Origin of the sequence: Microbacterium gilvum, from assembly GCF_039543865.1 — a bacterium.
Lineage (GTDB): Bacteria > Actinomycetota > Actinomycetes > Actinomycetales > Microbacteriaceae > Microbacterium > Microbacterium gilvum.
The window spans coordinates 288,357-314,485 of the sequence record NZ_BAABKO010000003.1 but is presented as its reverse complement, the minus strand read 5'-3'; the positions used below and the strand labels follow the sequence as shown (position 1 = coordinate 314,485).

23 protein-coding genes are annotated in these 26,129 nt (G+C 72.5%); 10 read left to right on the top strand and 13 right to left on the bottom strand.

The features are described from left to right. The first annotated feature begins 26 nt into the window (after window positions 1-26). Entirely contained in the window at window positions 27-167 is a 141-nt protein-coding gene (locus ABD998_RS10640) for a hypothetical protein (RefSeq protein ID WP_345438897.1), read from the top strand. Between the two features lie 99 nt (window positions 168-266). On the opposite strand, the gene ABD998_RS10635 is transcribed toward ABD998_RS10640, so the two are convergent. Then, window positions 267-1,202, bottom strand: coding sequence for an aldose 1-epimerase family protein (locus ABD998_RS10635; protein ID WP_345438895.1), 936 nt, complete (start codon window positions 1,200-1,202; stop codon window positions 267-269). Between the two features lie 343 nt (window positions 1,203-1,545). Here ABD998_RS10635 and ABD998_RS10630 point away from each other — a divergent pair, with 343 nt between their 5' ends. From ABD998_RS10630 to ABD998_RS10600, 7 genes are read left to right on the top strand one after another with little or no spacing between them, the layout of a single operon-like run. After that, the gene (locus tag ABD998_RS10630; protein ID WP_345438893.1) at window positions 1,546-1,635 is read left to right on the top strand and encodes a potassium-transporting ATPase subunit F; all 90 of its coding nucleotides are present in this window, start codon (window positions 1,546-1,548) and stop codon (window positions 1,633-1,635) included. After that, window positions 1,635-3,308 (top strand): potassium-transporting ATPase subunit KdpA, encoded by a 1,674-nt coding sequence (kdpA, locus tag ABD998_RS10625; RefSeq protein WP_345438891.1) that lies wholly within the window; start codon window positions 1,635-1,637, stop codon window positions 3,306-3,308. The genes ABD998_RS10630 and kdpA overlap by 1 nt, the downstream gene beginning before the upstream one ends. Continuing rightward, window positions 3,308-5,431 (top strand): potassium-transporting ATPase subunit KdpB, encoded by a 2,124-nt coding sequence (gene kdpB, locus ABD998_RS10620; protein WP_345438889.1) that lies wholly within the window; start codon window positions 3,308-3,310, stop codon window positions 5,429-5,431. Before kdpA ends, kdpB begins: the two co-directional genes overlap by 1 nt. A gap of 28 nt (window positions 5,432-5,459) precedes the next feature. Next, window positions 5,460-6,056, top strand: coding sequence for a potassium-transporting ATPase subunit KdpC (gene kdpC, locus ABD998_RS10615; RefSeq protein ID WP_345438887.1), 597 nt, complete (start codon window positions 5,460-5,462; stop codon window positions 6,054-6,056). A gap of 1 nt (window position 6,057) precedes the next feature. Then, window positions 6,058-8,550 (top strand): ATP-binding protein, encoded by a 2,493-nt coding sequence (locus ABD998_RS10610; protein ID WP_345438885.1) that lies wholly within the window; start codon window positions 6,058-6,060, stop codon window positions 8,548-8,550. Then, window positions 8,547-9,236 (top strand): response regulator, encoded by a 690-nt coding sequence (locus tag ABD998_RS10605; RefSeq protein ID WP_345438883.1) that lies wholly within the window; start codon window positions 8,547-8,549, stop codon window positions 9,234-9,236. The genes ABD998_RS10610 and ABD998_RS10605 overlap by 4 nt, the downstream gene beginning before the upstream one ends. 44 nt (window positions 9,237-9,280) lie before the next feature. Continuing rightward, window positions 9,281-11,341, top strand: coding sequence for an acyltransferase family protein (locus tag ABD998_RS10600; protein WP_345438881.1), 2,061 nt, complete (start codon window positions 9,281-9,283; stop codon window positions 11,339-11,341). On the opposite strand, the gene ABD998_RS10595 is transcribed toward ABD998_RS10600, so the two are convergent. The 9 genes from ABD998_RS10595 to ABD998_RS10555 form a co-directional block, all read right to left on the bottom strand. Further along, complete coding sequence (locus tag ABD998_RS10595; RefSeq protein WP_345438879.1) at window positions 11,313-12,326, bottom strand: LacI family DNA-binding transcriptional regulator; 1,014 nt, start codon at window positions 12,324-12,326, stop codon at window positions 11,313-11,315. The genes ABD998_RS10600 and ABD998_RS10595 overlap by 29 nt on opposite strands. A gap of 68 nt (window positions 12,327-12,394) precedes the next feature. Then, window positions 12,395-13,615 (bottom strand): endo-1,4-beta-xylanase, encoded by a 1,221-nt coding sequence (locus ABD998_RS10590; RefSeq protein ID WP_345438877.1) that lies wholly within the window; start codon window positions 13,613-13,615, stop codon window positions 12,395-12,397. Continuing rightward, a complete protein-coding gene (locus ABD998_RS10585) occupies window positions 13,612-14,307 on the bottom strand; it encodes a hypothetical protein (protein ID WP_345438875.1) in 696 nt (231 codons plus the stop codon). The genes ABD998_RS10590 and ABD998_RS10585 overlap by 4 nt, the downstream gene beginning before the upstream one ends. Before the next feature lie 3 nt (window positions 14,308-14,310). Beyond that, window positions 14,311-15,216 (bottom strand): carbohydrate ABC transporter permease, encoded by a 906-nt coding sequence (locus ABD998_RS10580; protein WP_425562972.1) that lies wholly within the window; start codon window positions 15,214-15,216, stop codon window positions 14,311-14,313. A gap of 2 nt (window positions 15,217-15,218) precedes the next feature. Continuing rightward, entirely contained in the window at window positions 15,219-16,244 is a 1,026-nt protein-coding gene (locus ABD998_RS10575) for an ABC transporter permease (RefSeq protein ID WP_345438871.1), read from the bottom strand. Window positions 16,245-16,299: 55 nt separating this feature from the next. Further along, entirely contained in the window at window positions 16,300-17,964 is a 1,665-nt protein-coding gene (locus ABD998_RS10570) for an ABC transporter substrate-binding protein (RefSeq protein ID WP_345438869.1), read from the bottom strand. A 239-nt stretch (window positions 17,965-18,203) separates the two neighbouring features. Further along, window positions 18,204-19,178, bottom strand: coding sequence for a LacI family DNA-binding transcriptional regulator (locus ABD998_RS10565; RefSeq protein ID WP_345438867.1), 975 nt, complete (start codon window positions 19,176-19,178; stop codon window positions 18,204-18,206). 178 nt (window positions 19,179-19,356) lie between these two features. Then, window positions 19,357-21,375 carry an aldo/keto reductase gene (locus ABD998_RS10560; protein WP_345438865.1) on the bottom strand — a complete coding sequence of 673 codons (2,019 nt, stop codon included), beginning with the start codon at window positions 21,373-21,375 and terminating at the stop codon, window positions 19,357-19,359. Between the two features lie 147 nt (window positions 21,376-21,522). After that, entirely contained in the window at window positions 21,523-21,852 is a 330-nt protein-coding gene (locus ABD998_RS10555; protein WP_345438863.1) for a DUF7882 family protein, read from the bottom strand. Window positions 21,853-21,986: 134 nt separating this feature from the next. On the opposite strand from ABD998_RS10555, the gene ABD998_RS10550 reads away from it, so the two are divergent. Together ABD998_RS10550 and ABD998_RS10545 are read left to right on the top strand one after the other, a co-directional pair. Continuing rightward, on the top strand, window positions 21,987-22,532 hold the full coding sequence (locus ABD998_RS10550; RefSeq protein ID WP_345438861.1) for a MarR family transcriptional regulator: 546 nt from the start codon (window positions 21,987-21,989) through the stop codon (window positions 22,530-22,532). A gap of 206 nt (window positions 22,533-22,738) precedes the next feature. Then, on the top strand, window positions 22,739-23,527 hold the full coding sequence (locus tag ABD998_RS10545; protein ID WP_345438859.1) for an SDR family oxidoreductase: 789 nt from the start codon (window positions 22,739-22,741) through the stop codon (window positions 23,525-23,527). Between the two features lie 70 nt (window positions 23,528-23,597). Here the strand turns inward: ABD998_RS10545 and ABD998_RS10540 are convergent, their stop codons facing one another. The 3 genes from ABD998_RS10540 to ABD998_RS10530 form a co-directional block, all read right to left on the bottom strand. Continuing rightward, complete coding sequence (locus ABD998_RS10540; RefSeq protein ID WP_345438857.1) at window positions 23,598-23,795, bottom strand: CDGSH iron-sulfur domain-containing protein; 198 nt, start codon at window positions 23,793-23,795, stop codon at window positions 23,598-23,600. Next, window positions 23,792-24,859 carry an iron-containing redox enzyme family protein gene (locus ABD998_RS10535; RefSeq protein WP_345438855.1) on the bottom strand — a complete coding sequence of 356 codons (1,068 nt, stop codon included), beginning with the start codon at window positions 24,857-24,859 and terminating at the stop codon, window positions 23,792-23,794. The genes ABD998_RS10540 and ABD998_RS10535 overlap by 4 nt, the downstream gene beginning before the upstream one ends. Before the next feature lie 105 nt (window positions 24,860-24,964). Next, window positions 24,965-26,074 (bottom strand): fatty acid desaturase family protein, encoded by a 1,110-nt coding sequence (locus tag ABD998_RS10530; protein ID WP_345438853.1) that lies wholly within the window; start codon window positions 26,072-26,074, stop codon window positions 24,965-24,967. Between the last annotated feature and the right edge of the window lie 55 nt (window positions 26,075-26,129).

Below are 26,129 nucleotides of genomic sequence, written 5' to 3'. Positions count from 1 at the left end.
AGGCAACCGATGAGAAGAGGTGCGACATGAGCGACACGCAGCGGCCATCCGACCCGGGCACCGGCCACCCCTCGCAGGCGGAGGGAGAGGATCCGGACCGTCCGCTCGGCGCCCCGGACCCGCGCGAGGACGACCACCCCTCGCAGGCCGAAGGCGGAGACGACTGACACCGAAAGGCCATCCGCCTGCCGACCGCACATCTGATTCCGCGTTTTCCGGTGTGCTCTCGTCCAACGGATATCCGTTGGACGAGAGCACAGGCCGGGTCAGAGCGCGGCGATCGTCCAGGCGGCGACTTCGCGGGATGAGCCCGGATCCAGCACCACGAGGTCGTCACCCGAGTTGAACGCATCGGGCGGGCAGGTCATCGGCTCGACGGCGAGGCCGGAGCGGTGGCCGGAGCCGCCGCCGGGCAGATCGGCGGTATGGATCTGGACCCATGGGCACCGGTCATCCCAGGTCATGCGCACGCCCGCGCCGTCGGGGGCGGTGAGCCGCACGCTCGCCGCGCCTTCTGCGTCGCGCGCGAGGCCCGTGAACGCGTGGTCGATCTCGGCTGCGCCGATCGGGCGGTCGACGCGGAAGTCGAACCGATCCGCGTCGACCGACACGGAGGCCGTGCCCGTCGGCGCGAGCCGGTCGGGGGTGACTTCGAGCACGGTGTCGGCGGGCAGCTCGAGCGTCCAGTCGTCGACGACGCCGGCGCCCGCCACGAGGTAGGGGTGGGGGCCGGTGCCGAACGGCGCGCGCGTCGCGCTCGCGTTCGCGGCCGACACCGTCTGCGTGAGCCCCGTCTCGGCGTCGAGGGCGTAGGTCGTCGTCACGGTCACTCGCCACGGGTACGCATCCTGCGGGGCGATCGTCGCCGCGAGCGTCACGGACGAGCCCGTCTCGGCGACGACGGAGAAGTCGGCCCACGACAGCAGGCCGTGGAGTGCGTGGCCGCGCGCCGGCTCCGTGAGCGCGAGCTGGAACTCCGCGCCGTCGAAGGCGTAGCGGCCGTCGACGACGCGGTTGGGCCAGGGCGCGAGCGTCGTGCCGCGGTACGCGGGGCGCACCTCGGCTGCGGCGAACGGCACGACGAGATCCCGCCCCTCGAAGGTGAGGGCGCGGAGCGATGCTCCGACGCTCGCGACGGCGGCTTCGTAGCCGCCTGCGCGGAGGATGTGCTGCGTTCCCGAGACGTCGGCGTGCGTGGTCATATCGTTCCCTCGTCGGATGTGCGCGCTCACATGGCGCGGATGCCAGTATCGCGTGCGCCGGCCGTCGACGCGAACCGACGCCATCCGTGCGCGACGCTGCGTCAGGGCGGGGCTCCGTGAGCGCCGTGTGAGGATCCCGCTCCGCTCCCGTATGGGTTCCGTGAGGACCCGGGAGACGACGGTGCCGGCGGTGTTGCATCGGGACGTGCGCCCGACCGGGCGCCCGGCCCCCGCTGGCCGCACGCCTTCCGAATGGAGTCGCTGTGCTCGACGTCGCCTACCTGCTCGGTGCGCTCGTCCTCTTCCTCGTCGTCGGACTCGTCGCGAAGGCGGTGGAGCGGCTGTGATCGCCTTCGCCGCGATCGCGGCCGCGCTCGGCGTGTCCGCCGTCGTCTACCTCGTGATCGCGCTCGTGAAGCCGGAGCGGTTCTGATGCCGTGGCTCCTCGCCCTCGCGGGCCTCGCCACCGTCGCCGTCATCCTGGCGGTGCTGTACCGTCCCCTCGGCGACTACATGGCGCGCGTCTACGCGTCGCCGCGCGACCTCCTCGTCGAGCGCGGGGTGTACCGCCTCGTCGGCGTGTCCCCGCGCTCCGAGCAGACCTGGCAGGCGTACCTGCGCGGGGTGCTCGCGCTGTCGGCCGTGGGCGTCGTCCTGCTCTACGCGCTGCAGCGCGCTCAGCCGCTCCTCCCCCTCGCATTCGGGCTCCCCGCCCCGTCGGAGGACCTGTCGTTCAACACGGCGATCTCGTTCGTCACGAACACGAACTGGCAGTCGTACTCGCCCGAGCAGACGCTCGGGCACACCGTGCAGGCCGCGGGCCTCGCCGTGCAGAACTTCGTCTCCGCCGCCGTCGGGATGGCCGTCGCCGTCGCCCTCGTGCGCGGCTTCGCGCGGCGCTCGTCCGGCACGCTCGGGAACGTGTGGGTCGACCTCGTGCGCGGATGCGTGCGCATCCTGCTGCCGTTCTCCCTCGTCGCGGCGGTCGTGCTCCTCGCGGGCGGAGTCGTGCAGAACCTCTCCGGTCTCACGGAGGTGCAGACCCTCTCGGGCGGCGCGCAGGCCATCCCGGGCGGCCCCGTCGCCTCGCAGGAGGCGATCAAGCTGCTCGGCACGAACGGCGGCGGGTTCTTCAACGCGAACTCGGCCCATCCGTTCGAGAACCCGAGCCCGTGGACGAGCCTGTTCGAGGTCGTTCTCATGCTCGCCATCCCGTTCGCCCTCCCCCGCGCCTTCGGGCGGATGGTCGGCGACGACCGGCAGGGCCTCGCCGTCGCGGCCGCCATGGCGGTGCTCTTCACGGTCTCGCTCGCGGCGCTCACCGCCTTCGAGCTCGCCGGCTCGGGAACGGCGCCCGAGCTCGCCGGCGGCGCCCTGGAGGGGAAGGAGACGCGCTTCGGGGTGATCGGCTCGACGCTCTTCGCCTCCACGAGCACGCTGACGTCGACGGGGGCTGTGAACGCCATGCACGACTCGTTCACGGCGCTCGGCGGCATGATGCCGATGATCAACATGATGCTCGGCGAGCTCGCGCCCGGCGGCGTCGGGTCGGGCTTGTACGGGATGCTCGTCATCGCGATCGTCGCCGTGTTCATCGCGGGACTCCTCGTCGGGCGCACGCCCGAGTACCTCGGGAAGAAGATCGGGCGGCGCGAGATGACGCTCGCGAGCCTGTACATCCTCGTGACCCCCGTGCTCGTCCTCGTCGGGACGGCGCTGAGCCTCGCCGTCCCCGGCGTCCGCGACGACGTCGCCTCGACGTCGATCGCGAACCCCGGCGTGCACGGATTCTCCGAGGTGCTCTACGCGTTCACGTCGGCCGCCAACAACAACGGCTCGGCGTTCGCCGGCCTGACGGCGAACACGCCGTGGCTCAACACGGCGCTGGGCGTCGCGATGCTGCTCGGGCGCTTCGTGCCGATCGCGCTCGTCCTCGCCCTCGCCGCGTCGCTCGCCGCGCAGGCCGCCGTCCCCGCGACGGCCGGCACGCTCCCCACCCATCGGCCGCTCTTCGTCGGCATGCTCGTCGGCACGATCGTCGTCGTGACGGCGCTCACCTACTTCCCCGTTCTCGCGCTGGGTCCCCTGGCGGAAGGGCTGCTGTGATGACCACGATCCTGAAGGAGGCGCCCGCCGCGGCGCCTCGCACCCGCGCACGCGGCCTGTCGGCCGCGCAGCTGCGCGACGCCCTCCCGGGTGCCGTGCGCAAGCTCGACCCGCGCACGCAGTGGCGCAACCCCGTCATGTTCCTCGTCTGGGCGGGTGCGGCTCTCACGACGGCGATCGCCGTCGCCGAGCCGTTCCTCGGCGGGCCGGAGGCCTCCGGCGGCACCCCCGTGCCGCTGTCGTTCACCCCGGTCATCGCGGGATGGCTGTGGCTGACGGTGCTGTTCGCCAACCTCGCCGAGTCGGTCGCGGAGGGCCGGGGGAAGGCGCAGGCCGACACGCTGCGGCAGACGCGCACGAGCACGATGGCGCGACGCCTCACCGCGTACCCCGCCGATCCCGTCGACATCGAGGAGGTGCCGTCGTCCGAGCTGCGGCGCGGAGACGTCGTCGTCGTCTCGGCGGGCGAGCTCATCCCCGGCGACGGCGACATCGTGGAGGGGATCGCGAGCGTCGACGAGTCGGCCATCACGGGAGAGTCCGCGCCCGTCATCCGGGAGTCCGGCGGCGACCGCAGCGCTGTCACGGGCGGAACGCGCGTGCTGTCGGACCGCATCGTCGTGCGCATCACGTCGAAGCCGGGCGAGACGTTCGTCGACCGGATGATCGCGCTCGTCGAGGGCGCGTCGCGTCAGCGCACGCCCAACGAGATCGCGCTGAACATCCTGCTCGCGAGCCTGTCGATCGTGTTCGTCGTCGTCGCCCTCGTGCTGAACCCGATCGCGTCGTTCGCGGCGGCGCCCGTCAGCATCCCCGTGCTCGTCGCCCTGCTCGTGTGCCTCATCCCGACGACGATCGGGGCGCTGCTGAGCGCCATCGGCATCGCGGGCATGGACCGCCTGGTGCAGCGCAACGTGCTCGCGATGTCGGGGCGCGCCGTGGAGGCGGCCGGCGACGTCACGACGCTGCTGCTCGACAAGACGGGCACCATCACCTACGGCAACCGGCGCGCGGCGGCGTTCGAGACCGTCGGCGGCGCCCACGCGGACGAGCTGGTGCGGATGGCCGCGCTGTCGTCGCTCGCCGACCCCACGCCCGAGGGCGCGTCGATCGTCGAGCTCGCGAGCACGCAGGGCGCCGACGTCTCCCCCGCGCCCGGCGAGGTCGTGCCGTTCACGGCGCAGACGCGCATGTCGGGGCTCGACGCGGCCGACGGCACGCGCATCCGGAAGGGGGCGGGGTCGGCCGTCCTCGCCTGGCTCGAGGAGGACGGCCGATGCGTGCCGTCCGACACGCGCGCCCCGTTCGACGCGATCGTCGACGGCATCGCGCGGTCGGGCGGCACGCCGCTCGCCGTCGCCGTCAAGGACGCCGACGGGAACGGCAGGCTGCTGGGCGTCGTCCACCTCAAGGACGTCGTCAAGGACGGGCTCGGAGCCCGGTTCGCCGAGCTCCGCGCCATGGGCATCCGCACCGTCATGGTCACGGGCGACAACCCGCTCACCGCCGCGGCGATCGCGCAGGAGGCCGGGGTCGACGACTACCTCGCCGAGGCGACCCCCGAGGACAAGCTCGCGTACATCCGGAGGGAGCAGGAGGGCGGACGCCTCGTCGCCATGACGGGCGACGGCACGAACGACGCGCCGGCGCTCGCGCAGGCCGACGTCGGCGTGGCGATGAACTCGGGCACGTCGGCGGCCAAGGAGGCGGGCAACATGGTCGACCTCGACTCCGATCCGACGAAGCTCATCGACATCGTGCGCATCGGCAAGCAGCTGCTCATCACGCGGGGCGCGCTCACGACGTTCTCCATCGCGAACGACATCGCCAAGTACTTCGCGATCATCCCCGCCATGTTCATGGGCGTCTTCCCGCAGCTCTCGGCCCTCAACATCATGGGACTGCACTCCCCCGCGTCGGCCGTGCTCTCGGCCGTCGTCTTCAACGCGCTCGTCATCGTCCTGCTCATCCCCCTCGCCCTGCGCGGGGTGCGGTTCCGCGCGGGCGACGCGTCGAGCATCCTCGGCCGCAACCTCGCCGTCTACGGCGTGGGGGGCGTCATCGCGCCCTTCGCGGGCATCTGGGCGATCGACCTCGTCGTCCGCCTCCTCCCCGGTTTCTGACCCGCATCCGAACAGGAGCATCCATCCCATGCGATCGACCATCCGCGCCCTCTGGGTCGCCGTCCGCACCCTCGCCCTCGCCACCGCCGCCCTCGGCGTCGGCTACACGCTGCTCGTCACGGGTCTCGGCCAGCTGCTGCTGCCGGCGCAGGCGAACGGCTCCCTCGTGGCCGATGCCGACGGCGACGTCGTCGGCTCCGCGCTCATCGGGCAGTCGTTCACCGACGCCGACGGCGAGCCGCTGGCGGAGTACTTCCAGCCCCGGCCGTCCGCGTCCGGCTACGACCCGGCCGCATCCGGCGGGTCCAACCTGGGGCCGGAGAACCCCGACCTCGTCGCCGCGATCGCGGAGCGCCGCGCCGAGGTCGCGGCCTTCGAGGGCGTCGCCGCGAGCGCCGTCCCCGCCGACGCCGTGACGGCGTCCGCGTCCGGCCTCGACCCGCACATCAGCCCTGCCTACGCGGCCATCCAGGTCGACCGCGTCGCGGCGGCGCGGGGCCTTTCCCCCGAGGTCATCGCCGACCTCGTCGCCGCGCACACGAGCGGGCGCGTGCTCGGATACCTTGGGGAGCCGACGGTGGACGTCCTCGCGCTCAATCTCGCGCTGGACGAGCAGGAGGGCTGACATGACCGGACGCGGGCGGCTGCGGGTGCTGCTCGGCGCCGCGCCGGGGGTCGGGAAGACGTACGCCATGCTCGAGGAGGGCCATCGGATGGCCGCCGAGGGCGCCGACGTCGTCGTCGCGGTCGTCGAGACGCACGGCAGGGCGGCGACGGCCGCGATCGCCGAGGGACTCGAGACGGTGCCGCCGCGCCGCGTCGCCTACCGCGGAGTGGAGCTCGCCGAGATGGATCTCGACGCCGTGCTCGCGCGGCGGCCCGACATCGCCCTCGTCGACGAGCTCGCGCACGCCGACGCGCCGGGGTCGCGGAACGCGAAGCGCTGGCAGGACGTCGAGGAGCTGCTCGCGGCGGGGATCGACGTCGTCTCGACCGTGAACGTGCAGCACATCGAGTCGCTCGGCGATGTCGTGGAGGGTATCACGGGCGTCGTGCAGCGCGAGACCATCCCGGACGCCGTGCTGCGCGGCGCCGACCAGGTCGAGGTCGTCGACCTCGCCCCCGCGGCGCTGCGCGACCGGCTCTCCGGCGGGCTCGTCTACCCCGCGGAGCGCATCGACGCGGCCATGTCGAACTACTTCCGGCTCGGCAACCTCACGGCGCTGCGCGAGCTCGCGCTGCTGTGGCTCGCCGACGAGGTCGACCAGGCTCTCAAGACCTACCGGGCCGAGCACGGCATCCGCAGCCGGTGGGAGGCGAGAGAGCGGGTCGTCGTGGCGCTGACGGGCGGTCCGGAGGGCGAGACGCTGCTGCGCCGCGGCGCGCGGATCGCCGCCCGCTCGGCGGGCGGCGAGCTGCTCGCCGTGCACGTCACGACGCAGGACGGGCTGCGCGCCGCCGACCCCTCGGCGCTCGCCCGCCAGCGCGAGCTCGTGGAGACGCTCGGCGGCACGGCGCACCAGGTCGTGGGCGACGACGTGCCCCGATCGCTCGTCGCCTTCGCCCGCTCGGTCGACGCGACCCAGCTCGTCATCGGCGTGAGCCGCCGCAGCCGGCTCGCCGCCCTCCTCACGGGGCCGGGGATCGGCGCCACCGTCATCCGGGAGTCGGGCGACATCGACGTGCACATCGTGTCGCACGCCGCGGCGGGCGGCGGCTTCGCGCTGCCTCGCCTGGGCGGGGCGCTCACGGCGCGGCGCCGCATCGCGGGCTTCGCGCTCGCGCTCGTCGCGGGCCCCCTGCTCACGTGGCTGCTGACGGCGCTGCGCACCCCCGAGTCGATCACGAGCGACGTGCTGAGCTACCAGCTGCTCGTCGTGGTCGTCTCGCTCGTCGGCGGCATCTGGCCCGCCCTCTTCGCCGCCGTGCTGTCGGGGCTCACCCTCGACTACTTCTTCGTCGACCCGCTCTACACGGTGCACGTGCACGAGCCCCTTCACCTGCTCGCGCTGTTCCTCTACGTCACGATCGCCGTGCTCGTGAGCGTCGTCGTCGACACGGCCGCACGCAAGACCCGCGCTGCGCGCCGTGCGGCGGCCGAGTCGGAGCTGCTCGCCGCCGTCTCCGGAAGCGTGCTGCGCGGCCAGGGAGCCGTCCAGGCGCTCGTCGAACGGGCGCGGGAGGCGTTCGGGCTGACGGGCGTGCGCCTCCTCTCGGGCGACGAGGTCGTCGCGACGAGCGGCGAGCCCGTCCCCGACGGGCGCAGCACGGCCATCCCCGTGGGCGACCGGGCGGCGCTCGAGCTGCACGGGCCGGACCTGCGCGCCTCGGAGCGCCGGCTGCTGTCCGTCGTCGTCGCGCAGCTGGCGGCGGCGCTCGACCGGCGCGACCTCGCGGAGGCGGCGAGCGAGGTCGAGCCGCTCGCCGCGTCGGAGCGGGTGCGGAGCGCCCTCCTGTCGGCGCTCAGCCACGATCTTCGCCGCCCGCTCGCGTCGGCGACGGCGGCCGTGGGCGGGCTGCGGATGGCCGGGGCCGCGCTGTCGGACGACGACAGGGCCGAGCTGCTCGCGACGGCGGACGAGAGCCTCACGGCGCTCGCGACGCTCGTGACCGACCTGCTCGACGTCTCCCGGCTGCAGGCGGGCGTCCTCGCCATCTCCGTGTCGCCCGTCGATGCGGCCGACGTCGTGCTCCCCGCGCTCGACGAGCTCGGCGCCGGGCCCGACGCCGTGGAGCTCGACCTCGATGCCACGGCGCCGCCCGCGCTGGCCGACCCCGTGCTGCTGCAGCGCGTTCTCGTGAACCTCCTCGCCAACGCCCTCCGCCACTCGCCGGAGGGGTCGCGCGTGCGGGTGACGACGAGCGCCTTCGGGGGACGCGTCGAGATCCGCGTCGTCGACCACGGGCCCGGCATCCCCGCAGAGCGCCGCGACGAGGTGTTCGTGCCGTTCCAGCGTCTGGGCGACACCGACAACACCACGGGACTGGGCCTCGGGCTCGCCCTCTCGAAGGGGTTCGCCGAGGGGATGGGCGGCTCCCTCTCCCCCGAGGACACGCCGGGAGGCGGCCTCACCATGGTGGTGTCGCTGCCCGCGTCGCCTAGCGTGGAGATCTCATGAGGATCCTCATCGCCGACGACGACCCGCAGCTCGTCCGCGCCCTCCGCATCACCCTCGCCGCGAAGGGCTACGAGGTCGTCACCGCCGCCGACGGCGCGCAGGCGATCGCGGCAGCCGTCGACCGCAGGCCCGACCTCTTCCTCCTCGACCTCGGCATGCCGCAGCTCGACGGCCTCGAGGTGATCCAGGCCATCCGCGGATGGTCGGAGGCGCCCATCCTCGTCGTATCGGGGCGGGCGGGCGCGGCCGACAAGGTCGACGCCCTCGATGCGGGGGCCGACGACTACGTCACGAAGCCGTTCGCGATCGAGGAGCTGCTGGCCCGCATCCGGGCGCTCACGCGCCGCGTGCCGTCGCACGACGCCGAGCCGACCGTGCGCTTCGGCGATGTGACGGTCGACCTCGCGGCCCGCATCGTCACGCGCGAGGTCGACGGATCGCCGCAGCCCGTGCGCCTGACGCCCACGGAGTGGCAGGTGCTCGAGCTGCTCATCCGCCACCCCGGGAGCCTCGTCACACGGCAGACGCTGCTCACGAGCATCTGGGGTTCCGAGCACGTGACCGACACCGGGTATCTGCGGCTCTATCTGTCGCAGCTGCGCAAGAAGCTCGAGGTCGATCCCGCGGCGCCGCGGCATCTGCTGACCGAGGCGGGGATGGGCTACCGGCTCGTGCTCGACGGCTGACGCCGTCCACCCGCCGTTCACCCGCGACGCCTACCGTCGCCGCGATGCGACGACAGGGGATGCGCCTCGACATCCAGGGGCTGCGTGCGATCGCGGTGCTCGCGGTGCTGCTCGACCACGCCCGCATCCCGGGGTTCGCGGGCGGCTACGTCGGGGTCGACGTGTTCTTCGTCGTGTCGGGGTTCCTCATCACGGGGCACCTGCTGCGGGAGCTCCGCGAGCACGGCCGCATCCGGTTCGCGGCGTTCTGGGCGCGCAGGGCGCGCCGTCTGCTCCCCGCCGCCCTGTCCGTGCTCGCGGCGACGACCGGGGCGGCCCTCGTGCTGATGTCGCCGCTGCGGCTGGAGACCGTGCTGCACGACGCCGTCGCGACGGCGCTGTACGTGCCGAACCTGCGGTTCGCCGCCCTGCAGACCGACTACCTCGCGGGCACGGAGCCCTCGCCGTTCCAGCACTACTGGTCGCTCGGCGTCGAGGAGCAGTTCTACCTGCTGTGGCCGCTCGTGCTCGCGGGCCTCTGGCTGGCGCTCCGACGACGGACGGCCGGCCCCGGCATCGGCCTGGGCGTCGGCATCGGCGCGACCGCCGTGCTGTCGTTCGCCGCCTGCGTCGTCGTGGGCGCGTCCTCGCAGCCCTGGGCGTTCTTCTCGCTGCCGACGCGGGCGTGGGAGCTCGCCGTCGGCGGCCTCGTGGCGTGGGCGGGGATGCGACGGGGCGCGCGGGAGGGCGGTGTGCGGGAGGGCGGTGCGCGCGAGCGGATGGCTGCGGTCGCCGCGTGGGCGGGGCTCGCGGCGATCGGGGCCTCGGTGGCGGCCTTCGACGCGGCGACGCCCTGGCCGGGTCCGGCGACGCTCGCGCCCGTGCTGGGGACGGCGGCCGTCATCGCGTTCGGGCAGGCGCAGGGAGGGCCGGCGGCGCTGCTGAGCGTGCCGCCGGCGGTGTTCGTCGGGGGGATCTCCTACGCGCTGTACCTCGTGCACTGGCCGATCATGGTGCTCGTCGCCGAGCGGATGGCGCCGGGCAGCGAGCTCACGGCGGGCGCGGGCGCCGCCTGCATCGTCCTGGCGGTGCTGCTCGCATGGCCTCTGCACCGGCAGGTCGAGGAGCGGTTCCGCCGGCCGCGGGTCGCGGGGCGCCCCCGCGCCGATGCGCGCGCGCTCGTCGGGGCGCTCGCCGCGTCGCTCGTGCTCGTCGCAGTGCTCACCGGTTCGCAGGCGGCGGTCGCGCTGCGCCCGCTCGATGCGGGGCGCTCGGCTCCGACCTCGGCGGAGCTCGCCCCGCTGCCGTCGGGCACGCCGTTCGTCCCGGACAACCTCGCCCCCGCTCTCGCCGACGCGGCGGCGGACACGGGCGAGGTGTACGGGAACGGATGCCAGCAGGGGAGGTCCGCGGCGGAGCTCGTGACGTGCGACGTGGGCGAGGCGGATGCCGACGTGCAGGTCGCGCTGTTCGGGGACTCCCACGCGGGTCGGCTGTTCCCTGCTCTCGCCCGCGTGGCGGAGGAGGAGGGCTACCTGCTGCGGACGTACCTCAAGAGCGGCTGCCGCTCGCTCGAGACCGAGGCGGGGTGGGAGGACGCCCGACCGGACTGCGCGCAGTGGCGGGAGGAGGCGCTCACCGCTCTCGAGGCCGATCCGCCCGATGTCGTGGTCCTGGCGAGCCATGTGCCTCCGATGCCGGGCCGCGACCCCGCGACGCTGCAGGGGCGGTGGGAGGCGGGCGTCGCGGCGGTGCTCGACCGCCTGCCGGAGGAGTCGCGGCCCGTGCTCGTGCAGGACAACCCCGGGCTCGCGTTCTCGGCGCCGCTGTGCCTGTCGTCGCACCTGTCGTCGGCAGCGTCATGCGGGGCGGAGCGCGACGAGGCGCTGAACGCGCCCGTGCGCGCCGCGATCGCCCGCGTCGGGGAGGCTGCGGGCGCGCCCGTCGTCGACACCGTGGATCTGATGTGCGACGCCGAGCGGTGCCCGGCCATCATCGGGGCGACGCTCGTGTACTCCGACGACCACCATCTGACGGCGACGTTCGCCGCGCAGCTGGCGCCCGCGATCGGGGCCGGGATCGAGGAGGCGCTCGCCGTCAGCGCGGCGGCGCCGTCGACTCCCTGATGATCAGCTCCGTCCCGAGCTCGACCTTCTGCGACGCCAGCGGCCTGTCGTCGGACAGGTCGATGAGCATCTCCGTCGCGAGCGACGCCATCTCGGCGAGGGGCTGCCGCACGGTCGTGAGCGCGGGCGCCAGCCATCCGGCGAGCGGAAGGTCGTCGTAGCCGACGACAGACAGATCGTCCGGGACCCGCAGCCCGAGCTCGTGCGCCGCCCGCAGCACCCCGAGTGCCTGCGCGTCGGACCCCGCGAAGACGGCGGTGGGGCGGTCGCTCCGGCGCAGCAGCTCGATGCCGTGCTCGTGCCCGGCCGGAACCTCGAAGCTGCCCCACCGGATGAGCTCCGGCACGACGTCGAGGCCCGCCTCCGCATGGGCGCTCCGGAACCCGTCGACGCGCGCGCGGCTGCAGAGCACGTCCTCGGGGCCAGAGATCATCCCGATCCTCGTGTGCCCCAGCTCGATGAGATGCCGCGTCGCCGCGAGGCCACCGCTCCAGTTGTTGGACCCGACGGTCGGCACGCCCGCTGGCGTCTCCCCGTCCGTGTCGAGCACGACGAAGGGGATGGACCGCGCCCGCAGCTGCCGCCGCTGCGTGTCGTCGAGGCGCGAGAGCACGAGCAGCACGCCCCGCGTGCCGCGCGCCGTGATGCTGTCGATCCACTCCTGCGGCGGCCGATGCGAGCCGCCGAGCTCGGTGAGGACCACGCCGACGCGGTGGGGTGCGGCCGCGCGCTCCACCCCGACGATGATCTCCTGCGCCCACGTGCTGCCGAACTCGTGGAACACAAGGTCGAGCAGACCCCTCGTGCGCGTCGGCGAGTCGGCGCCGACGGGCTTGCGGTAGTCGTACCGGGCCAGCGCCGCCTCGACCCTGGAGCGCGTCTCGGGGGCGACGTCGCTGCGCCCGTTCAGGACGCGCGACACCGTCGGCACCGACACCCCGACCTCCTGCGCGATGGTCGCGATCGTCGCACGTCCTCGAGCCATCTCGACCTCTCCCGGACCGGCACCTCCCGTCCATCCTAGGCGAGCGTCCGGCACGGTCCCGCGCCCCGTCACGGCAGCTCGACGCGCAGCTCCGCCGGCCCCGCCTGAGCCTCGAACCGGGCCGACCGGCCGCCGGCCCGCACCTCGAACGCGCCCGCGAACGCGCGCAGTGCGATCCGGCCGTCCGCGTCGGTCCGCAGTCGCGCGGGGGCGAGCCACCACTCGCCGCGGATCAGCGAGCGCAGCGCGTCGTAGGCCGGCTTGGGCATCCCGTCGCGGCGGATGAGCCCGCTCGGCGCGCCGAGCCATGCCGTCTCGTCGTCGAAGCCCCAGTACGTCACGGCCTCCACCGACGGATGCGCGACGAGGGAGCGGTAGTGCCGGACGATCTCCTCCGCCTGCCTCTCCTCGCCGTCCGGCGTCGACGGCCAGTCGTCCACGACGTGGTCGTTGAGGTCCTCGATCTCGGCGGGCATGAGCGCCCCCGACACGAGCGACGTCTCCGTCCAGTGCAGCGGCAGCCCGAACCGCGCGAACCGCTCGCTGACCTCGGCCGCTCGCTCCTCGCCCCGGTACCCCTGGTGCATGTGCGACTGCAGCCCGATCGCGTCGATGTGCACGCCCGCGTCGAGCACCTCCTCGATGAGCCGCTCGTAGTCGGGTCCGAGATCGAAGTCGTTGAGGACGAGCTGCGCACGGGGGTTCGCGGCGCGCGCCTCGTCGACCGCCAGGCGGATGAGCTCCACGCGTCCGTGCTTCTCGCACAGCCGCGAGACGGCGTTGCGGATGCCGTCCGGCTCGTTCTCGAAGCGCGGCATGATGACCGCCTCGTTGACGACGTCCCAGGCGTCGATCAGCCCGGCGAAGCCGCCGACCTCGCGGCGGATCCGCCCGCGCAGGGCGGCCTCCGCCTCGTCGAGGGGGAGCCTGTCGACCCACGGCGCCTTCACCGTGTGCCACACGAGCGGATGGCCCTTGAGCCGGACGCCGCGATCGGCCAGATCGCGCGCACGCCGCCTCAGCTCGGCCTCCCCCGTGCGGCCGCGCTCCGGCTCGTACCTGCCCCAGTACACCGTCAGGGTCGCGGTGTCGAAGAGGTCGAGCCACCTGGCCAGCATCGCGTCGCCGCCGGAGCCGGGGGCCGTGCATCCGAACGCGAACGCGTGGCGGAGCTGCACGACCTCGACATCGGCGTCGGCGAGCGGCGCGCCCTGCGCGTCCACGATCCGCACGACGGCGTCGGTCTCGCGATGGCGCAGGCCCTGCGGGGCTGCGGTGGCGGTGTTCATGCGACAAACCTCTCTCCCACGTGCTCCTCGACGGGGCGGGCGACGACGCGCAGGAGCAGCGCGAAGACCCAGGCGGACAGCAGCAGCGCGGCCTCCGACGCGAGCGCGACGACGGCGACGGCGACGAGTGCGAGCGACGCGAACGCTAGCGACGCACGCCACTGCGTGAACGCCGTCGACGCCGCTATCCGGGCGGCGTCGCGCGCGCGGAACGAGAAGTACGCGGTGATCACGAGCAGATGTCCCGACCAGAGCGCGAGCGCGGCGAGCAGGGCGATCGCCGCGCCGCGCAGCCACGCCCCGCCCGGCACGTCGGCGGCGGCGACGATGTCGACGACGAGGAGCGCGGCGGCCGCGAGAGCCGGCGCCCACCACCGCAGCACGTCTCCCGTGTTGCGCGCGAGCCCGCGCCAGAGCGCCCGCGCCGGCCGCAGGTCGCGTTCGACCTGCCATGCACGCTGCGCGTAGAGGGCCGCCGACAGCGCGGGGGCGACCGGCACGAGCGCGACGACCCACAGCACGGCGACCCCGACGGAGGGCGATGTCCCCTCCACGCGGCCCAGCACGACCCACGCCGCGAGCGTGGGCGAGCAGAGCAGCGCGAGGAAGCCCGCGAGGACCATCCACCGGTACACGACCGCGGACGCGCGGGAGAGCACGCCGGTCCCGACCTCGTCGACGACCCCGGCCATCCGTCAGCCCTTCACCGAGCCGAGCATGACGCCCGACACGAAGTAGCGCTGCACGAACGGATACACGCAGAGGATCGGGATCACCGTGAGGATCATCGTCACCGACTGGATGTTCGCGTTGAGGTCGGCCGCCGTGCTGCCGACCGCCGCGCTCTCGCTCGCCGTCGTCGACGCGCCCGCGATGAGGTTGCGCAGGAACAGCGTCACGGGGAACAGCTCGTTCTTGTCGAGGTAGAGGAACGCGCCGAACCAGTCGTTCCAGAACGCCACCGAGTAGAAGAGCACCATCGTCGCGATCACGGCCTTCGACAGCGGCAGCACGATGCGCGTGAAGATCCCGAACCATCCGAGCCCGTCGATCTGCGCGGCCTCCTCGAGCTCGGTGGGCAGGTTCTCGAAGAACGACTTCATGACGAGCAGGTTGAACACCGAGATCGCGCCCGGCAGCACGATGGCCCACATCGTGTTCTTCATGCCGAGCGACGAGATGAGCACGTAGTTCGGCACGAGCCCGCCGTTGAAGAACATCGTGAACACGGCGATCCCGATGAGCAGGGCGCGCCCGCGAAGGTGGTGCTTGGCGAGCACGTACGCGTAGCTCGTCGTGAGCGCCATCGCGATCGCGGTGCCCACCACCGTGTAGAGCACGGTGTTGCCGTAGTTGCGCCAGAACATCCCGTTGCCGATCACGGCGGCGTACGTGTCGGTGTTGAAGCCGACGGGCCAGAAGCTCACGAGGCCCGCCTTGATGGCGCCGGAGGAGCTGAAGGACTGCGCGATCACCGTGATGAACGGGTAGAGCATCGCGAGGCACACGCCCACGAGCAGCGCCGTGTTGACGATCGTGAAGACGCGGTAGCCCAGGGAGTCCCTGGTGCCGGCGGTGCGCGACGGTGCGCGGGGGGTCAGGGTCACCACAGGCTCGTTCCCACCATTCGTCGGGACAGGTAGTTCGCGCCGAGCACCATCACGAGGCCGATGAGTGCCTGGAAGAGTCCGATGGCGGCGGCGTAGCTGAGGTTGTTCGACACGAGGCCGACGCGGTAGAGGTACGTGGAGATGACGTCGCCCGTCGAGTAGGTGAGGGGGTTGTACAGGAGCAGCACCTTCTCGAACCCGACGTTGAGGAACGACCCGATGTTGAGGATGAGCAGGGTGATCATGGTGGGCCGGATCCCGGGGAGGGTCACATGCCAGATCTGCTGGAGGCGGTTCGCCCCGTCGATGCGGGCGGCCTCGTAGAGCGACTCGTCGATCGTCGTGAGGGCGGCCAGATAGAGGATGGTCCCCCATCCGACGGTCTGCCAGGCCTCGGACGCGACGTAGACGACGCGGAACCACTCCGGCCTCTGCAGGAACGGGATCGCCTCGCCGCCGACGGCCGTGATGATCTGGTTGACCGTGCCCTGCAGCGACAGGAGCTGCATGACCATGCCCACGACGATGACGACGGAGAGGAAGTGCGGCAGATACGAGATCGACTGCACGACCCTCTTGAACGCGTGCTTGCGCACCTCGTTGAGCAGGAGGGCGAGGATGATCGGGAGCGGGAAGCAGACGAGGAGCGTCAGCCCGCCGAGGATCGCGGTGTTCGCGAAGACCTGCCAGAAGGCGGGGTCCTTCACGAACATCTCGACGTAGCGCAGGCCCACCCACTCCTCGCCGAAGATGCTCCCGCCCGGCCGGAACCGGCGGAACGCGATGACGTTGCCGAGCATCGGCGCGTACCGGAAGATCGCGAAGAAGACCAGCGGCAGCAGCGCCAGCGCATAGAGCTGCCAGTCGCGACGCAGCGCCTTCCGCCACGGGGTGCGGCCCCCGCGGCGCGCGCCGCGGCGCGAGGGCCCGGCGGTCGTGATGACCCTCGTGGTCGTGGCCCCCGGCGGGGCGGATGACGGGTTCGCGGCGAGCGCCGCGCCCGTGGTCGTCGATGTCATGTCGTCGTCCCTTCGACGCCTCCGGCCGCCGCGGGGGCGGCGGCCGGAGAGCGGGTCAGCCGTTCTGCTCCGCGAAGCGCTCGCGCGCGCCGTCGATGAGGTCGACGTAGGTCGTCATGCCTGCGGCCTCGAGCTCCGCGACGTAGGCGTCCCACTCCGACAGGTCCCTGTCGCCGAGGATGAACTGCAGCGTGGCCGTGCGCACGGCGTCCGACAGCGGCGTCGACAGCAGCGATGCCTGCTCGAGCTCCGCCTCGTCGAGCGGCGCCGGCGGGTTGGGGTCGCGCGGCGTGCGCGTCGACAGCACGGTGTCGATGTACTCGACGAACTGGGGGGCGTTGTACGACTCCTTCAGCGCGCGCGACTCGGTCGACCCTGCGAGCACGTCGTTGGCCCATCCGAGGTCGGTCTTGATGTCGGTGGCGCCGTCGGGGTTGATGTTGAAGTCGTCGTACGAGTACTCGGGCTTCAGGGTGATCGTGCCGTCGGCCGCCTTGTCGTACGTCTCGCCCTCGACGCCCCAGCGCAGCATCTCGCGGGCGTCCGGGTTGTAGTAGAGCCAGTCGAGGAACTGGAGCGTCGCGACGAAGTTCGGCGACTCGGCGATGTCGGCGCTCAGCATGAAGCCGTTCCAGAAGTTGCGCGGCTCCACGAGCATCCCGGCCTCGCCGCCCGGAGGGGCGATCTGCACGAGCTCGTACTGGCCGGCGCCCGCCGTCTCGTCGAGCGCCGTCGCGAACTCGTTGACCGTGCCGTTAGAGCCGGATGCCGCGAACACGCGGTCGGCAGCCATCTTCTCTGCGACGTCCGCGGCGCCGCCGCCGGCGTCGGCCGCCGTGAACGACTCGGTGTCGAGCAGCCCGTCCTCCACGAGCCCGTGGAAGAACTCGACCATGTCGCGGTACCCCTCCGACGCCCCCGCGTACTCGAGCTCGCCCGCCTCCTCGTTCCAGATCGTGCCGTCTCCGAAGCCCCATCCGGCCTGCGTGCCGAACGCGTGGGCGGCGTAGTTCAGCATCGACTGCCCCTCGAATCCGTCGGCCAGCGGCGTGGAGTCGGGATAGGCCTCCTTGATGAGCTCGAGGCCCGTGCGCAGGTCCTCCCAGGTCTCCGGCGCGGGCGCCCCGACCTCGTCGAAGACGTCCTTGCGGATGATCATCGAGAACACGGGCACCGACACCTCCTGGAGGCCGGGCAGCATGTAGTACTTGCCGTCCGACTGCTTGAGGCGGTCGATCATCTCCCCGAGGTCCCACTCCTCGACGTACTTCCGGAAGTTCGGCATGTACTCGATGTAGTCGCTGATCGGGAGCACGGCGCCCGAGGAGACGAACGGCTCCTCCTCCCCCGTGTAGACGAGGGGGATGACGGTGGGCGCGTCCCCCGCGGAGATGAGCAGGCTGCGCTTCTCGGTCGCGTCGCTGAAGGGGACGTGGGTGAGCTCGAGCGCCACCCCGGTGCGCTCCTCGATGACGTCGAAGACCTCCCAGTCGTCGGTCACGGGGACCTCCGGCCAGTCGGTCCAGAGCATCGAGATCTCGAGGGGCTCGGTCGCGGTGAACTGCTCGTCGGCCGCGAACTCCTCCATGGCGCCGACCGACTGCGCCTCCACATCGATCTCCGTCTCGCCGTCGCCGCCCGCGCTGCAGCCGCCGATCGCGAGGGCCCCCGCCATCGTCGCCGCAAGGACGGCCGTGCGCGTCGCCGTGCGCCTCTTCATGGATTGCACCGTGTTCTCCTCATCGAGATGGGCTCCGAAAGTTTCGACACTGTCATCGATACTTTTTGGAGCCTAGGGAGCACCGCAAATGTTGTCAATAGCGACAATCACGCTGGACGCACGGAGCGGCCGAGGGGACACCGCGGCCGCCGTCGCGTGCACGGTGCGGCGCGGCGGGCGTGCGACGCGGCGCAGCGGGTGTGCGGCGCGGCGGGTGCGCGGCGCGGTGCGGTGCGGCCTCAGGCGGACTCGCGCAGCACGAGGCGGTGCGCCACCGTGCGATGCTGCGGCGACTCGCCGTCGCGCAGGGCCGCGGCGAGCGCGAGGGTGTCGCGCGCGACCTCGTCGAAGTCGACGGCCAGGGTCGTGAGGGTGGGGGCGACGAGCGCGCCGATCGTGAGCCCGTCGATCCCCGCCACCCGGATGTCCCGCGGCACGTCGAGACCGGCGTGCCGGCACGCCGACAGGACGCCGAGCGCCATCAGGTCGTTGAACGCGACGACGGCGTCGGGAGGACTCGCGCGGCGCACGGCCTGCGCGGCCATCGCGGCGGCGTGCTCGGCGGTCGACGCCGATGCGTGCAGCAGCTCGGCGGGCGCGCCGTGCCGGGCGAGGGCGTCGCGGATGGCGGCTCCGCGCGCGCTCGGGGCGCCCTGTGCCGAGGCGTCCAGCACGAGGGGGCGGCGGACTCCGTGGGCGACGAGATGCGCCGCGAGCGCGTCCACCGCGCGCGTCGGATCGAGCCGCACGGACGCGTGCACCGTGTCGCCGCCCGGATCGAGCTGGATGAGCGGGGTCGCGCCGAGCCCGTCCTCCCAGCCCGCTGACCGCTCGCCGAGGTAGCCCACGACGACGTCCGCCTGGTCGCGGAGCGAGGCCAGCAGCCGGTCCGCGTCCTTCGCGAGGCCGATGTCGACGAGCATCACGTTCCATCCCTCGTCGGCCGCGAGGCGGACGACGGTCGCCGCGAGCTCGGGCGAGTAGGGGTTGCGCAGGTCGTTGACGACGAGCCCGAGCTGACGCTCCCCGCCGGTCACAAGGCCGCGCCCGAAGCGCGACGGACGGTAGGCGAGCCGCTGCGCCGCATCGAGCACGCGCCGCTTCGTGTCCGCGCTGATCCCGGGCAGGTCGTTCATCGCCCGGCTCACGGTCTGCCGGGAGACGCCGGCGGCCTCCGCGACGTCGACGATCGTCGCCCGCGCCCCTCGCGCCATCCGCCGCCCTCCTTCCCGCCTCGGAGCCCGACACACTCCCACCTGACCGCAGCTCCCCTCCCGATCTTTGCCCAACGGATACCCGATTGCCGATCGCACACGCGATCACGCCGTATCGGATGGCCTCTCGGCGAACGGATGCCCGTTGGGCAGAGACGGGCGGGCGGGGACTGCGGGGTCAGGAGCGGAGGTCGAGCCAGGCGACGTCGTCCGGCGAGAGGTCGACCGACAGCCCCTGCATCGACGACCGCGTCTCGGCGATCGAGCGCGGTCCGAACAGCGGGAACGTCGGGAACGGCTGGGCGAGCACGTACGCGAGGGCGATCGCCGTGGCGGGCACGCCCCGCTCCTCCCCCAGCTGCTCGGCACGCCGGAGCCGCTCGAAGTTGGCGTCGCTGTAGTAGCAGCGCACGAGCTCGGCGTCGCTCGTGTCATCCGGTCGCGCGCGCCCTGTGAAGAACCCGCGCGCCTGCGACGACCAGGGCAGCAGCGGGATCTGCCGCTCCTCCAGCCAGCGCTTCGACGCGGCATCCGTGACGTGCACGCATCCTTCCCACGGCACGTCGTAGGCCTCCGCGAGGCCGAAGTGGTCGCTCACCACCGAGAATCCCTGTCGACCGTTCGCCCGCGCATACGCGTTCGCCTCGTCGATCCGCTCGGGCGACCAGTTCGAGCCGCCGAAGACGCGGATCCGCCCGGCTCTGGCGTGCTCGTCGAGCACGTCGACGAACTCGCCCACCGGGATCGAGGGGTCGTCGCGGTGCAGCATGTAGATGTCGGCATAGTCGGTGCCCTGCCGCTCGAGGCTCTCGAGAAGCTGACGGGAGACCGACTCGGGGTCGCAGTGCGGCGTGTGGCCCCCCTTCGTGATGACCACGACGTCCTCCCGGATGCCGCGGTTCGCGATCCAGCGCCCGAGCCTCCGCTCGAGCTCGCCGCCGCCGTAGATGTAGGCCGTGTCGAAGACGTTGCCGCCCTGCTCGACGTAGTTGTCGAACATCGCCGAGGCATGCGCGAGGTCGGGCTGGTTGTCGACCCCCATGACGAGCCGCGAGACGCGCTTGCCGACGCCGTCGATCTCGCCGTACCGCATGCTGCCCTCCGACCGCCGGAGGGTGCCGCGCAGCGGGCGGATGTCGGCGTCCTCCGACTCGAACGGATACCGGAGGCCGATCGCCGCCCGCCACCGGTCGAGCGTCCGCGACGTGGCGAGCGTCTCCGCCGTCGTCATCTGCGGCACCTCGAGGGATCCCTCGCGGAGGGCGCCGACGACCGCCAGCGCCTCCAGACCGTAGGCGTGCGCCGCCTCGATCTCGACGAACTCGACGCCGCCGTCGACCGTCACGACCTCGATCGCCGTCGCTCCGGCCGGCGTCCACGGCTCGGCGACGCGGATGCGCCCGGTCGACCCGTAGATCGACACGACGTTCTCGTCGGAGGCGTTCACCCCCGCACGGAGGCTCGCCGTGATGCCGCCCCGGTAGACGGCGCGCGCGACGGTCCACTCGTCGACGCCGGTCGGGCCGATCGAGCCGGTCGCCTCGAGCTCCACGGGCTCGGAGGCGTGCCGTCCCGTCGCGGCGTCGACGACCGCCGCGGCGAAGGTGACGGGGTACCCGCCCACGTCGAGGATGCCCCCGCCTGCGACCCGCGGGTCGAACAGCCGCCCCCTGCGCTCGCCGACCCGGAAGGCGAACGCCGCGTCGATGTGGGATACCTCTCCGATCGCCCCACGGCGGACGAGGTCGAGCACCGCGGCGGTCTGCGGGTGGAAGCGGTACATGTACGCCTCCACGAGCGGCACGCCGGCCTCACGCGCGGCATCGACGAGCGCCATCGTCGTGCCGCTGTTGACCGTGAGCGGCTTCTCGCACAGCACGGCCTTGCCGGCGTCGATCGCGGCGAGGGCGAGGGCGGGATGCGCCGTGTGGACGGCGGAGACGTAGACCGCCTCGACACGCGGATCGGCGAGCGCGTCATCGTAGGAACCCGCTGTCACGGTCTCCGCTCCGCGGTCCTCCGCCTCGTCGGCGAAGGCGCGGGCACGGGCAGCGTCCGAGCTGCCTGCGGCGACGAGCGCACCGCCGCCCGCGGCGAGGCCGTCGAGGAAACGACGCGCGATCCCCCCGGGGCCGAGCACGGCCCATCCGCCGAAGCCGGTCTGCGTGTCGTCGTCTGCGAGTCGTGAAGAGGTCACCATCGTCCTTTCGAGCGTTCCGTGAACGTTCACGGCGCTGCAACTCTAATGAGTGCCTGCCACGTGGTCAAGAGGATCGTGAACGCTCACGGCGGCAACAGGAAAGAGCCCTCCCCGGCAGCGGGGAGGGCTCGTCCGCGAAGGACGTCAGGCGGCGCGCAGCGTCGGCTGCGCAGCGCGCCGGCGCTGCTCGACGAACCCGTCCGACAGGTCCATGCCGCGGTTGGAGTTCGCGCTGTCCATGAGGTGACGCAGGAGGTCGCCGTCGAGACGCCCCGACTCCTCCTCGATCGCGAAGCGCAGCATGAGCGCGGCGTGCACCCACACGGTCTCCCGGCGCCCGTCGTCGTCTTTCCAGGACATCGAGAAGGACTCGCCGCGACGCAGCTTCGTCAGCGTCACCTTCTGGACGTGCTCGAGCAGGGCGTCATCCACCTCGATCGCCTGTTCGCTCGTGCCGTAGAACATCGTGCCCATCTCTGCTCCTCCGTTCAGCGAAACCCGATCCGGCGACCCGTCGCTCTTTCGCCGGCACGGTCGACTTTAGTAGGCCAGCTAGCAAATCAGCAACTGAGACGTACAGTGGCAAAGTGATTTGCTACGATCGTCGGATGCGACACGCGACACCCGACGCGTCCTCGTACTGGTACGGCTCCGGGGACGAGGAGGCCACGGCGGCTGCGCTCCTGGCGGCGCTCCGCGACTACCGCACGGCCGAGGCCGACCTCCAGCGGCGCACACGGGCCGAGATGGGGATGACCGAGAACGAGCTCCTCGCAATCGGACTCATCTCGCGTGCGAGCCGCGCGGGCGCCGAGCTCGCCCCCGGCGACCTCGCCCGCGAGCTCGGACTCTCGACCGCCTCGATCACAGGGCTCCTCGACGGTCTGGAACGCGCCGGCTACGTCGAGCGCAGGAGGCACCCGACCGATCGCCGTCGACTCATCGTCGCGCCGACGGCGCTCGCGGATGCCGACCCCCGCGCGACGCTCGGCCTCGTCCACGAGCGAATCGTCGACGCCGTCCACCAGCTCACGCCGGACGAGGTCGCAGGGGCCTCCAAGTTCCTCGAGCACATGACGCGGTCGGTGCGGGAGATCCTCGTCGCGACCGAGGCGGTCGCGATCGTCCCCGATGCCGACGCTGTCAACCCCTGACGACGAGGCGTAACGCGCCCTAGCCTGGGACCTCCGACGGAAGGAGGACGCCATGGGTGGAGACGGACACAACACGCAGGGCACGCCCGGTGAGGACGAAGAGGCCGACACGGCCTCGGGTGGTGCACCGGAGGACGAATAGCGTGTCGCCGCGGGGGCTGTAAAGCCCCTGCGGCGCACGCCGCCCCGCCCCTAGCGTCGGCGGCATGAGCCGTCTCGCCATCGTCACCGCGTCCGACTCCGGCATCGGCCGGGCCACTGCCATCGCGCTCGCCCGATCCGGGATGGATGTCGGAATCACCTGGCATTCCGACGAGCATGGCGCGCACGAGACGGCCTGGCACGTGCGCGACGCCGGCCGCCGCGCCGTCGTCGCCCGATTCGACGCCACGGCACTGCACGACGTGCCGGGAGCGATCGATGCGATCGCCGACGAACTGGGCGGCATCGACGTGTTCGTGAACAACGCGGGCGGCGGGGGCGGGACAGCGTTCCTCGACCTGCCCCTCGACGAGTGGCGGTCCACCGTGGCGCTCAATCTCGACGGCGCGTTCGCGGGCATGCAGGCCGCCGCGCGACGGATGGCCGCAGCCGGGAACGGCGGGCGGATCATCGCCGTCACGAGCGTGCACGAGCACCAGCCCCGTGTCGGCTCCGCGGCGTACGTCGCCGCCAAGCACGGGCTCGGCGGGCTCGTGAAGACGATGGCGCAGGAGCTGGGCGCCCACGGCATCACGGTGAACGCCGTGGCCCCGGGCGAGATCGCCACGCCCCTCAACGACATGACCTCCGAGAGCGCGGACACCACCGTCCGTCCCGGGATCCCGCTGCGCCGACCGGGGAAGCCCGAGGAGATCGCGGCGACGATCGCCTTCCTCGCCTCCCCCGAAGCGGCCTACGTGACGGGCGCCAGCTGGGCGGTCGACGGAGGCATGCTGCAGATGGGCCCTCAGGCCGGCTCGCACCTCGAAACGGATGCATGGCGGGAGGGATGAGCGGATCGGGCGTGCCCCTGACCCCCCGACCCGTGCACGCCCGACCTGCGGAATAACGGTACCCGACTTCTCACCGGGTCGTGAATCCGACCGCCTTGTGCGTCCCGTCGCAGAACGGCTTGATGGCCGACACCCCGCAGCGGCACACCGCGATCGTGCGCCGACGACGCTCGATCGGCTGCCCGTCCTCACCCTCGAGCTCCATGTCGCCGCGGACGAGGAGCGGTCCGTCGGGACACGCTGTGATGCGCACGTCGCCGCTCGTCATGCCGCTTCCTGCCCACGCAGCGACGTTCGGCCGTCCCGCCAGGCGTTTAGCATGGCCGCACCGGCGAGGCCGTCGACCACGAGGCACGCGGATGCGCCGAAGAGGATGTCGTCGAGCAGCTCCGGGCGCTCCTCCGCGAGCGACCCGGCGAGGTCGCGGCCGGCGATCTGCTCGTGCACGGCGTCCGCCTCCACGTGCTCGTCGAAGTACTCCGCGACGTCGTCGCCGAACCCCACGCGGCGCAGCCCCTCCGCGTAGAAGCGGTTCGGGATCGACGAGGTCATCTCGAACGCGGCGAGGTGGCCGACGACGGCTCCGACCAGCCGCCGGTTCAGCCCGAACAGCGACATCGTGTTGAGCGAGGCGAGCGTGATCGCCGGCACGCGGTCGACGTACGCGCCGTACGCGTCGGAGAGGCCGGCGCCGCGCATCGCCCGGGCGAACAGCGTGGCGTGCACGCGATCCGGCCGTCCGCCGCCGTACTCGTCGGATTGGATCTCGACGAGCGCCGCCTTCGCGGATCCCGAAAGACGGGGGATGGCCCAGGAGTGCGGATCGGCCTCGCGCAGCGTGTAGATCGAGCGCTGCACGAGGAACTCCCGCGCCTGCTCCTGCGTCGCCTTCTTCGCGAGGAAGCGCGCAAGGCTCGGACCGCCGTCCTCCGCCGTCAGCGCGAACAGCGCGTCGGCGACGTCATCGCGGCGCGGCGCGGGGCGTTCGGGCTGCGGGACGACGGCGCGCAGACGCTCCTCGAGCGCGCCCTCCAGCACTGCCCGTGCCCGCAGCAGATCGGGGTCCCATTCGCGCGCGGCGTCGAACGCCTCGATGCTCCCGTAGGCGCTCGCGTAGAGAGCGAACAGCGCGAGCTGCACGTCATCGTCCTGGAGGATGTCCGTGCTCGACCCGACCGCGTGCACGGCGACGTCGACGACGTCGCGGCACGGCCCCTCCTCCGCGAGCGCCGCGATCACCCGCTCGCTCAGCGGACCGCGCGCGCGGAAGGGCACGGTGGCAGCGAAGGGCACGGCGGCGCGAGATGTCGTGGGGGCGGCGGTCGTGGTCATGGAGAACTCCTCGGAAGCGGGGGCTCGTCCACGGTGTCATCGACGACGTCCGCCCCGCGCGGGGTTGACCGTCGCCCGCTCTGCCGGTACGCGAACGTCCGCCGCTCAGACCCGCCGGTACTCCGCCGAGACGGGGCAGCCGAGCGGATCGGCCGCGGCGAGGCCGACTCGGTTGAGGTAGGCGATCACGATGGCGTAGGACCGCAGCAGCGACGTCTCCGTGTACGGCACGCCGTTGCTCGCGCAGTAGTCGCGCACGATCTCGCGCGCGCGGCCGAGGTGCGGGCGCGCCATGCTCGGGAAGAGGTGGTGCTCGACCTGGTGGTTGAGTCCGCCGAACAGGACGGTGGCCCACCAGCCGCCGCGGATGTTGCGCGACGTGCGCACCTGCTTGCTGAAGAAGTCGAGCCGCGCATCGGCCGCGATGACGGGCATCCCCTTGTGGTTGGGGGCGAACGACGCTCCCATGTAGATGCCGAAGACGGCGACCTGCACGCCGAGGAAGGCGCAGGCCATCCCGAACGGCAGCAGTGCGAACACGGGGACGAGGAGGAGCGCGAAGCGCACCACGAGCATCCCCAGCTCGATCCACCGCCCCTTCACGGGCCCGCGTGCGACGAGGTGGCGGATGCTCTGCACGTGGAGGTTGATCCCCTCGAACGCGAGCAGCGGGAAGAAGAGCCAGCCCTGGCGGCGCGTGATCCACCGCCGCAGCCCCCGTGCCTCCGCGGCGTCCTCCTCGAGGAAGGAGATCGTGTCGACGGCGATGTCGGGATCCTTGCCGACGCGGTTCGGGTTGCCGTGGTGGCGCGTGTGCTTGGCGTCCCACCAGCCGTAGCTCATTCCGACGACGGCGACGAGCACGCGGGCGAGCCTGTCGTTGGCCGGGCCGCTCGCGAGCACCTGGCGATGCGCCGCCTCATGGGCGACGAACGCGATCTGCGTGAGGACGATGCCGAGCGCAGCCGCGATGAGGAGCTGGAACCAGCTGTGGCCGAGGAGCACGAACCCGGCGGCGCATGCGGCGAGCGCCAGCGCGAGCCCGGCGCCGACGAGGCCGTAGAACCACGGCGTCCGGCGGAGCAGGCCGAGCTCGCGGACGACGGCGGAGACGTGGGCGTACGCCTTCGTCGGCGCGGGGAAGTCGGTCGCGCGGGCGTAGGTCTGCCGGACGGGGCCCAGGCGGGCGGGAGAGGAGACGACGGTGGAGGCCATGGACCGGACCTTCTTCGGTCGTGACAGCGCGCTGCCGGTGCGGAGCCAAAGGCGG

Coding starts and splice junctions, on each gene's coding strand:
- ABD998_RS10640 (WP_345438897.1), top strand. CDS start 27: ATGAGCGACACGCAGCGGCCATCCGACCCGGGCACCGGCCACCCCTCG.
- ABD998_RS10635 (WP_345438895.1), bottom strand. CDS start 1,202: ATGACCACGCACGCCGACGTCTCGGGAACGCAGCACATCCTCCGCGCA.
- kdpA (WP_345438891.1), top strand. CDS start 1,635: ATGCCGTGGCTCCTCGCCCTCGCGGGCCTCGCCACCGTCGCCGTCATC.
- kdpB (WP_345438889.1), top strand. CDS start 3,308: ATGACCACGATCCTGAAGGAGGCGCCCGCCGCGGCGCCTCGCACCCGC.
- kdpC (WP_345438887.1), top strand. CDS start 5,460: ATGCGATCGACCATCCGCGCCCTCTGGGTCGCCGTCCGCACCCTCGCC.
- ABD998_RS10610 (WP_345438885.1), top strand. CDS start 6,058: ATGACCGGACGCGGGCGGCTGCGGGTGCTGCTCGGCGCCGCGCCGGGG.
- ABD998_RS10605 (WP_345438883.1), top strand. CDS start 8,547: ATGAGGATCCTCATCGCCGACGACGACCCGCAGCTCGTCCGCGCCCTC.
- ABD998_RS10600 (WP_345438881.1), top strand. CDS start 9,281: ATGCGACGACAGGGGATGCGCCTCGACATCCAGGGGCTGCGTGCGATC.
- ABD998_RS10595 (WP_345438879.1), bottom strand. CDS start 12,326: ATGGCTCGAGGACGTGCGACGATCGCGACCATCGCGCAGGAGGTCGGG.
- ABD998_RS10590 (WP_345438877.1), bottom strand. CDS start 13,615: ATGAACACCGCCACCGCAGCCCCGCAGGGCCTGCGCCATCGCGAGACC.
- ABD998_RS10585 (WP_345438875.1), bottom strand. CDS start 14,307: ATGGCCGGGGTCGTCGACGAGGTCGGGACCGGCGTGCTCTCCCGCGCG.
- ABD998_RS10575 (WP_345438871.1), bottom strand. CDS start 16,244: ATGACATCGACGACCACGGGCGCGGCGCTCGCCGCGAACCCGTCATCC.
- ABD998_RS10570 (WP_345438869.1), bottom strand. CDS start 17,964: ATGAAGAGGCGCACGGCGACGCGCACGGCCGTCCTTGCGGCGACGATG.
- ABD998_RS10565 (WP_345438867.1), bottom strand. CDS start 19,178: ATGGCGCGAGGGGCGCGGGCGACGATCGTCGACGTCGCGGAGGCCGCC.
- ABD998_RS10555 (WP_345438863.1), bottom strand. CDS start 21,852: ATGGGCACGATGTTCTACGGCACGAGCGAACAGGCGATCGAGGTGGAT.
- ABD998_RS10550 (WP_345438861.1), top strand. CDS start 21,987: ATGCGACACGCGACACCCGACGCGTCCTCGTACTGGTACGGCTCCGGG.
- ABD998_RS10545 (WP_345438859.1), top strand. CDS start 22,739: ATGAGCCGTCTCGCCATCGTCACCGCGTCCGACTCCGGCATCGGCCGG.
- ABD998_RS10540 (WP_345438857.1), bottom strand. CDS start 23,795: ATGACGAGCGGCGACGTGCGCATCACAGCGTGTCCCGACGGACCGCTC.
- ABD998_RS10535 (WP_345438855.1), bottom strand. CDS start 24,859: ATGACCACGACCGCCGCCCCCACGACATCTCGCGCCGCCGTGCCCTTC.
- ABD998_RS10530 (WP_345438853.1), bottom strand. CDS start 26,074: ATGGCCTCCACCGTCGTCTCCTCTCCCGCCCGCCTGGGCCCCGTCCGG.